The 8,008-nt window shown below is 67.6% G+C and carries 4 protein-coding genes; 1 reads left to right on the top strand and 3 read right to left on the bottom strand.

Annotated features, from left to right (window positions below):
- Window positions 1–69 precede the first annotated feature (69 nt).
- The gene (locus tag DXK93_RS11550; RefSeq protein ID WP_233564542.1) at window positions 70–4,056 is read left to right on the top strand and encodes an autotransporter domain-containing protein; all 3,987 of its coding nucleotides are present in this window, start codon (window positions 70–72) and stop codon (window positions 4,054–4,056) included.
- A 25-nt stretch (window positions 4,057–4,081) separates the two neighbouring features.
- Here DXK93_RS11550 and DXK93_RS11545 read toward each other — a convergent pair whose 3' ends face one another.
- Genes DXK93_RS11545 through ampH form a run of 3 tightly spaced genes read right to left on the bottom strand, consistent with a single transcriptional unit; the run spans window position 4,082 to window position 7,981 of the window.
- Window positions 4,082–5,659 (bottom strand): serine hydrolase, encoded by a 1,578-nt coding sequence (locus DXK93_RS11545; RefSeq protein ID WP_119450121.1) that lies wholly within the window; start codon window positions 5,657–5,659, stop codon window positions 4,082–4,084.
- A gap of 7 nt (window positions 5,660–5,666) precedes the next feature.
- Window positions 5,667–6,839: a hypothetical protein gene (locus tag DXK93_RS11540; protein WP_233564541.1), complete on the bottom strand. Its 1,173-nt coding sequence runs from the start codon at window positions 6,837–6,839 to the stop codon at window positions 5,667–5,669.
- Window positions 6,836–7,981, bottom strand: a complete 1,146-nt coding sequence (gene ampH, locus DXK93_RS11535; protein ID WP_119450120.1) for a D-alanyl-D-alanine-carboxypeptidase/endopeptidase AmpH — start codon at window positions 7,979–7,981, stop codon at window positions 6,836–6,838. The genes DXK93_RS11540 and ampH overlap by 4 nt, the downstream gene beginning before the upstream one ends.
- Window positions 7,982–8,008: the final 27 nt, after the last annotated feature.

Here is an 8,008-nt window from a genome sequence, read left to right as displayed (position 1 = left end):
AGATGTGTATAAGAGACAGCGATCGCGCCGCAGCTGGGCGACAACCCGAGCGGCGCGGTCACGCTGGCAGTGTCCAACGGCGGCGTGGGACAAGGGGGCGGCGACGGCGGCACGGCGCTGGTCACGAATGAAGGAGGCATCCGTACCTCGGCCGCGCAAAGCAATGGCGTCGTCGCGCAAAGCATAGGCGGGGGCGGGGGCAATGGCGGCATCGTCCAGATGCACGACGCTGCCAGTTTCAACGACATCCTGGGCGCGCCGGGTAGTCTCGCCGGCCTGTTGGAGAAGGCGGCGGACTGGCTGGAAAAAGGGCCGCAGTTGGCGTTCAGCAAGGCCGTCAGCCTGTCCGTCGGGGTCACGACCGGCGGCAGCGGCGGCGCGGGTAGCGCTGCCAGCGCATTCGACGTGCGCAACGATGGCGCCATCGCGACGGCGGGAGACCAGGCGCCGGGCATCCTGGCGCAGAGCATCGGCGGTGGTGGCGGCAATGCCGGGGCGATAGATTCGGCTGGGGCGTCCACGCTGCTGTCCAGCATCGATGCGCTGATCAAGGCCGCCGAGTCCGGCGCGCAGGACCTGTTCACGGTCGCGTTGCCGCAGACCAGCATCACCCACCAGACCGGCGGCAACGGCGGCGCGGCGGGAGTAGGCGGAGGAAGCGCATCCGATCCGGCCATCGTCACCAACACGGGAACGATCGCCACGCAAGGCAGCGGCTCGGCAGGCATTGTCGCCCAGAGCATCGGCGGTGGCGGCGGCAGAAGCGCGGCCAGCGGCCAGGACCTGCAGGCGGTGGTATCGGCCGGCGCCGGCAGCCAGGCGCCCGAGATCATCGACAAGATCACCCGCATCGTCGGCATCCTGGGAACCAAGGGCGGATTGCTGCTGGGATCCCTGATCAATGTGCGCAACGGCGGCGTGGCCGGGGCCAGCGGCGCGGGCGGCGCGGTCACGGTCGACGCCGGCGCCTCGGCCAGCCGGATCAGCACGCAGGGCTATCAGGCGCCCGGCATCCTGGCCCAGAGCGTGGGCGGAGGCGGCGGCATATCGATGGTCGACCAGCCCTTGTTCCTGTGGAGCCAGACCGCCGCCACCGTCGCATTGGGGGCCACGGGCGACTCGTGGCAGAGCATGACGACGAGTATGGGCGGCGCGGTCAACGTCAGCCATGGCGGGACGCTGGCGACTGGCGCGGGCGGCTCCGCCGGGATCATGGCGCAGAGCGTGGGGGGAGGGGGCGGCGTCAGCACGCTCGCCTTGCGCAACGCCAGCCTGGCCGCGATCCAGCAGAACGCGTCCCTGTCGATCACCTTGGGCGGCGATTATCCGTCGAACAACAGCAGCGGATTCGGCCTGGCCCAAGTTGCCGGCGGTACGGTCAGCGTCGCCAACAACATCGGCCGCATCGCCACGCAAGGGTGGTTTGCGCCGGGAATTCTGGCGCAAAGCGTGGGCGGCGGGGGCGGCATGGCGGCGGTGTCGTCCAGCGCGGCGCTTAGCGGCGTCGATATCCGGGTGGGAAGCGCGGCGACCGATACGGGTGGCCCTTTTTCGAGCAGCGTGAACGGCGCGGGCGGCACGGTTGCCGTGTCGAACCTGGGCGGCAGCATCGCGACCCACGGCGCGCTTTCCTTCGGCGTGCTGGCGCAGAGCGTGGGCGGCGGCGGCGGCCTGGTGACGATGGACAACGGCTCGGGGCCCGCCTCGAGCGTGGCGAACATCACGTTCGGTTCCAGCGCGCCGATGGCCGGCCCCGGGGGAACGGTCAGCGTGACGCAGGACGTGGGTGGAAGCATCGTCACCGCTGGCGTAAATTCGCACGGCATCGTCGCGCAAAGCATAGGCGGCGGGGGCGGCATCGCCGGCCTGGCAACGCGGCCCGGGCTGGTGACCTTGAAGCCCGTCTCGTCTCCCGCGCAAGGCGGTGACGGGAACGTCGTCAGCTTGTCGATCGCGGGCCGGATCGTCACCTCGGGCAGCGGCGCCGCCGGGATACTGGCGCAGAGCGTGGGCGGCGGCGGCGGGCTGGCGGGCGACCAGTCAGCCGCGCACTACACGACCGGTCTCATACAGAACGCCGGCCTCACTGGCGGCATGGGCAATGGCGGGGCCGTCAACGTGGCCATCGGCACGGGAGGCACGGTCCAGACCTCGGGCGCGAATGCGCCTGCGATCCTGGCGATGAGCGTGGGCGGGGGCGGCGTGTTCAAGGACGGCAGCCTCTATCAGTACAGCACTCCCGGCAACGAACCGGCCTATGGCGGGCCGGTAAGCGTGGACATCGGCTACGCGGCGCAGGTGGTCGCCACCGGCGCCAATTCGCCGGCCGTGGTCGCCATCAGCAATGGCGCCTATGGCGGAGGCCGGGCCATCTCGATCAACCTGGGTCAGAACGCCCTGGTCAGCGCCAGCAGCGCATCCGGCACGGGCATCCTGGCGATCACGCCGCTGGCCAGCGCCACCATCACCAACGCCGGGGTCATCCAGGCGCAGACCGCCATAGACGTGGCCGGCGCAGCCGTCGTCAACAACAACGGAACCGTGGCGGGCGACGTGCTCATGGGCGGCGGCAGCCTCTTCCACAACAACGCGGGCGGCGCCTTGTACAGCGGCGCCCGCTTCCAGGGAAACCTGGACAGCGCCGGCCTCCTGAATCCGGGCGGACCGGGCGTGTACACGACCACGCGCATCACGGGCGCGCTGAACCATACGGGAACCTACCGGCCCGATCTGAATTTCGGCGGCCATAACAGCGACTTCATTTCGGTGACGGGCGCATCGACCTTCGCAGGCACCGTCAAGCCGGTGCTGCACAATCCCGTGAAGAATGTATGGCTGGGAATAGGCCATTTCGCCGCTGCGCAAACCAGCATGCCCGCGACCGCCAGCGACAGTCCCTTGTTCAGCTACGCGCTGAAGAACAATGGCGCGGGCGCCCTGCGCGATCCGCTCATTTCTGTGGATGCCAACTTCACGCCCGCGGCGTTGCCGCTTTCCGCGGATCGCGCGCGGATCGCGAATTCCCTGCAGACGCTGTGGGACCAGGGGAAAGCGAGCGATGCGTCCACCTTCGACAAGTTCACGGGAGTCCAGAACGCGGACCAGTACCGCGACGCCCTGAACCGCATCGCCCACGACGGCCAGTTCGCCCGCGCCGCCAACCAGATGCATGCCTCCTACGCGTCGATGAACCGGATGATGAGCTGCCCGGCCTTCGTCGGCGAAAGCACGATCCTGCGCGAGGGCGATTGCGTCTGGACCCGCCTGGACACGAACTGGACCGAGCGCAAGGCCACCTCGGACGACGAGGGGTACCGCGTTCGCCAGAGCACGCTCACGCTGGGCGCGCAACGCGAGTTCGCCACCAATTGGTTCCTGGGCGGTTCGTTGAGCTATGCCTATGGCAAGACCACGTCGGCCGCCGACTTCTCTGGCAACAGCGATACCTACGCGGGCGGCCTGGCCTTGAAGTACAACAATGCGCCGTGGCAGGTCTCGCTTGCCGTGCACGGCGGTGTGGAGAAGAGCAGGATGTCGCGCGGCACGCTGGACGGCACGGCCAGGAGCAAGCCGGAGTCGTCCTTTCTTGCGGCCAGGCTGCGCACCGCCTACGAGTTCAGCCAGCCGTCCTGGTACTTGCGGCCCTATGTGGATCTGGACGTGAATCATATCCGGCAGGACGGCTATAGCGAACAGGGCGCGGGCGCCTTGAACCTGAAGGTGCGCGGCAACGACACGACCTCGGTCATGGCTTCGCCCATGATCGAGCTGGGCGGGCGCAAGGACCTGGCCAACGGCGCGACCTTGCGCTCATACGTGGCCGGCGGGATGAGCTTTCTGAGCGGCGGCGACGTGGTCACGACGATGCAGCTCAATGGACCGGGCGCGACGCCCTTCACGTTGCGGTCGGGCATGCCCAGGACCTACGGCAACCTGTCGGCCGGCCTGGAATACGTCACGCCCAAGGGCGTGGAATTGAAGACGGAATACGCCTTGCGCGGCAACGGGGAATACCGCGACCAGTCCCTGACCCTGCGCGCCGCCTACCGCTTCTGAGCAAGCGGCGCGGCAGGGTGGAAGGCTACTTGCGGACCCAGCGGCCCAGGCCGTTGTCGTCGTAGAACTTGATGTCGAAGCCCTGGGCCCGCCCCTGGTCCATCTTGAACACGATGGACGCCAGCGAGGCGACCAGTTCGGCTTCGCCTGCGGGCGAGAAGGCGTAGGTATCGCCGTCCCAGTGCCGCAAGGGGAAGCGCATGCCCTTGGGCCCCAGCACCAGGGTCAGCGCGCCGTTGGCCTCCTGGATCTCGGCCGGGCCGTAGTAGGGATTGTCGAACCTGCCGGTGTATTGCGACAGCGCTTTCGACGCCACCGGCTTGGCGGGATCGGCCTGTCCGGACAGATCGGCCTGGGGTTCGAAGAACGCCTTCATGGCGCCGTTGTACGCCGCGAACCAGTCGCGCGTGGGCTTGCCGTACAACGCAGTGTCTGTGAACGATGCCGCGACGGATTCGGCCGCGCCCACTGGCGCGCCATTGGTCAGCACCACGATGCCGATGCCGGCGGAAGGGACGATGCGGAAGGTTGTTCCCGTTCCCATCAGGAAGGCGCCGGAATGTCCCATCGAAGGACGTCCGCCCAGTTCGGTGTTGACGTTGAAACCATAACCGTAGAAGCCGGAGCGCGAGTCCAGGTCATGCGCACGGGCGCTGTATGCCTGGGGCGACAGGGCCGGCAGCAGGGCGCCTGGGGCGATCAGGGTCTTGCCCTGGTATTGCCCGTCGGCGAGCAGCAGCTTCAGCCACTCCGCCAGGTCGACGACGGTGGAGGACACGCCGCCCGCGGGCGCCTGCTGGTCGGCGTCGCGCTGGCCCGTGGGAACGAAGCGGCCGTTCTGGTAGGCGTGCAGCACGGCGCGATTGCCGCGCGCCTCGAAGTCGCCGTAGCGGTAGCTGGTCGACTTCATGCCCAATGGTTTGAAAAGCTGTTCGTCGGCCAACTGCTCCCAAGGGCGTCCGGCCGCCTTGGCCACAGCCTGGGCGCCGATGGTGGTGCTGAAGTTGGCATAGTGGTAGGACGTGCGGAAGGCGTCCAGCGGCAGCAGGCGCAGGCGGGCGATCACGTCGTCGCGGCTGAAACCCAGGTCTTCGAGATCGTCGCCCGCCGTGCCCGGCAGGCCGGAGCGGTGCGCGAAGAAATCGCCGATCGTGGCGCGTTCGGACACGTAGGCATTGCTCAGCTTGAAGTCCGGCAGGTAGCGCGAGACCGGATCGTCCCAGGCTGCGCGGCCCTTGGACACTTCAATGGCCGCCACCGTCGCCGACAGCGACTTGGAGATCGATGCGATCTGGAACACGGTCTGCGCATCTACCGGCGCCTGTTTGCCAGCCTCGCGCGTGCCGTAGCCCTGCGCCAGCACGGTCTTGCCGTCGATGACCACGGCCACGGCCATGCCCGGAACCCCGCTGCGCTGCATGATGTCCGCGATGATTTGCGGCAGTTCCCGCAGCGCGCGTTCCTTGCTGCCTGCAGGGATGGCGACGGCGTCCGCGGGCGGATTCGGTGCGCTGGCGATGGGCACGGACTGCGACCAGGCTGCGGTGGCGCCGCCCAGCGCAAGAAGGATGACTCCGGTGACGAGCGTGTGTTTGCGGTTCATGATGGCCTCAGAATCCTGCTTGGTAAGCGATGCGGAAAACGCCCTGGTTGATGCGCAGGGCCTGGTCGCGCTGATGCGTGAGCCCGGCCTGCACGATGAAGCCCATGGGCGTGACGTAGGTAACCGCGCCTGAAATGCCCCAATCCGTATCGTCCAGCAGGCCGTACTGCGCCAGCTTCTGGCCGCTGCCGGAAAGCTTGCGCACGGCTGCTGTCGCGGTCAGCTGCCAGCGGTCGCGCGACAACGAGACCGAGGTCACGCCGTTGCCGTTGGACACGGGGGCGCCGCGAAAGGCGCTGGAATAGGTGGCTTCGTTGAACCAGCTCAGGTTCCACGAGTTGGCCAGCGGCGCGTCGTAGCGCAAGCGGGCCGATACCGTATTGGCGCTTTTTCCTTGATCCGGATCCAGATGCAGCCGGCCCGCGTCCACCCCGCCCGACCATCCTTCCAGTCCGGGCAGATCGCGGAAGTCGTAGGAGAGAATGAATGACTTCAATTGGTCGCTGAAGAGCGGCGGCTGATCGGGCCCGATGAGGCCGCCGTCCAGGCTGAAGCGTCGGTTCATCGCGGTGTTGTCGCGCTTGAACAGCATGGCGGCCACGGAGTGCGTTCCGCGGCCCGCGGTATCCAGGGTGTAGCGTCCGCCCACCCCGATCGAGCCGCGGAACTCCGAGTTCTCGTTGAAACCCGTGTACAAGCCGTCGACCACGTGCCAGGCGTCGCCAAAGCCCAGGTCCATCTTGCCGCCGTACAGCGCGTAGTTGTCCGCCGTATAGGCGGCGAACAGGTTGTCCAGGTCCACGCCCAGGTCGGAAAACGCATTGTCCTTGGTGTCGTTGGTGGACGAGTTGAAGGTCGCCTTGGTGCGGATCGAAAACTGCCGCGTCAGCTGCAGCACCAGGGCCGCCTCCGCCGTGGGCTGCACGCTGCTCCAGTGCGAGCGGGGAAGCTGGCCGTTGTCGTCCTGCACGCCGAAGAAGCCGGTGTAGCCGGTCATCAGCAGGAAGCGGCCATTCAGCTGCGGATAGGTTTCGCCGCCCTCGCCCAGCTCGCTGTAGGGCGTGAGGAAGATCTCCGTCTTGAAGATGTCCCGAGCTTCCTGCGCGCACGCGCCTTGCGCGGCCACGGCCAGCAGCGCGGCCGCTGCGGCCTGGCGCAGCGGCCGGCAGGGTCCGTTCACCGCGCCAGCTCGGCCGCCAGTTCACGCACCTGGGAATGGATATTGTTGAACATGGCGAAATTCACGCGGCTGGCGACGACGAACACGCCCAGCCCGCGGTTGGGCGACAGCACGGCATACGACATGAAGCCGCCCAGGCCGCCGCTCTTGCCCAGCAGCAAGGGCGCGCCATTGCGCGGCAGGGTCACGACCCAGCCCAGGCCCATGCCGTCGGCGTCGGTGACTTCCGTGCCTACGACGGACTTCAGTCCGTCATAGGGCAGCCACATCGTGTGCGCCAGCAACGACGCCTGCTTCGATTGTTTGGCGCCGTCCAGGTGCCAGCGCATCCAGCGCGCCATGTCGTCGGCGGTGGAGTAGATGCCGGCGCTGGCGTACATCACGTCCGGCACCGGGGCATTGGGATCGGGCTTGTCGAAGGGATCCAGCCCGGTCATCAGGCGCTTTTTCTGCGCTTCGTTAAGCGCATTGGTGGTGTCGGTCATGCCGGCTGGCTTCAGCACCTCGTTGGCCAGCACGGTCGAATAGTCCGCGCCGCCGGCCTTGGCCAGCGCATCGCCCAGCAGGCCGAAGCCCAGGTTGGAGTACAGCGTGGTGGTGCCGGGCACATAGGCCGGCTTGTGGCTGCCGATCCATTTCCAGTAATAGGCGCGGTCGAACGCGGCGAACGGATTGTCGGAGGGCTTGGCGTCAGGATTGGGCAGTTCACGCGGCAGGCCTGCCGAATGCGTGGCCAGGTCCAGCAGCGTCAGCGGGCGGCCGTTGGTTTCGACCTTGGCGTTTTCCGGCGCATATTTGGCCAGCGGATCCGTCAGCTTGAGCTTGTCCTTGGCTGCCAACGCCGCCAACACGTCGCCAGCGAACACCTTGGATACTGAAGCGATCCTGAAAATGGAGCGGCCATCCGGCTCCACGCCGCTGCCGGGCGCGGTTTCGCCATAGCCCTGAATCACGACCTCGTCGCCGCGCACGGCCGCGATGATCATTCCTGGCGCACCCGAGTTCAGGTACAGCTGCATGCCGGCCATGGAGACGGCATCCTGCAGCGCCAGGTCGGCCGCGCGGACCTGGCTGGCGCCCAGTGCGCAGGCGGCGCTCAAGGCTAGGGAGGTGATGCGCGGCAGTATGCGGGACGTCAGCATGCGGTTCTCTCTGCGGGACTTTGGGAA

It is taken from the genome of Achromobacter sp. K91 (assembly GCF_003576205.1).
GTDB classification, from domain to species: Bacteria; Pseudomonadota; Gammaproteobacteria; order Burkholderiales; family Burkholderiaceae_B; genus Achromobacter; species Achromobacter aegrifaciens.
This window is presented reverse-complemented; position numbering and strand designations above follow the sequence as displayed.

Coding starts and splice junctions, on each gene's coding strand:
- DXK93_RS11545 (WP_119450121.1), bottom strand. CDS start 5,659: ATGAACCGCAAACACACGCTCGTCACCGGAGTCATCCTTCTTGCGCTG.
- ampH (WP_119450120.1), bottom strand. CDS start 7,981: ATGCTGACGTCCCGCATACTGCCGCGCATCACCTCCCTAGCCTTGAGC.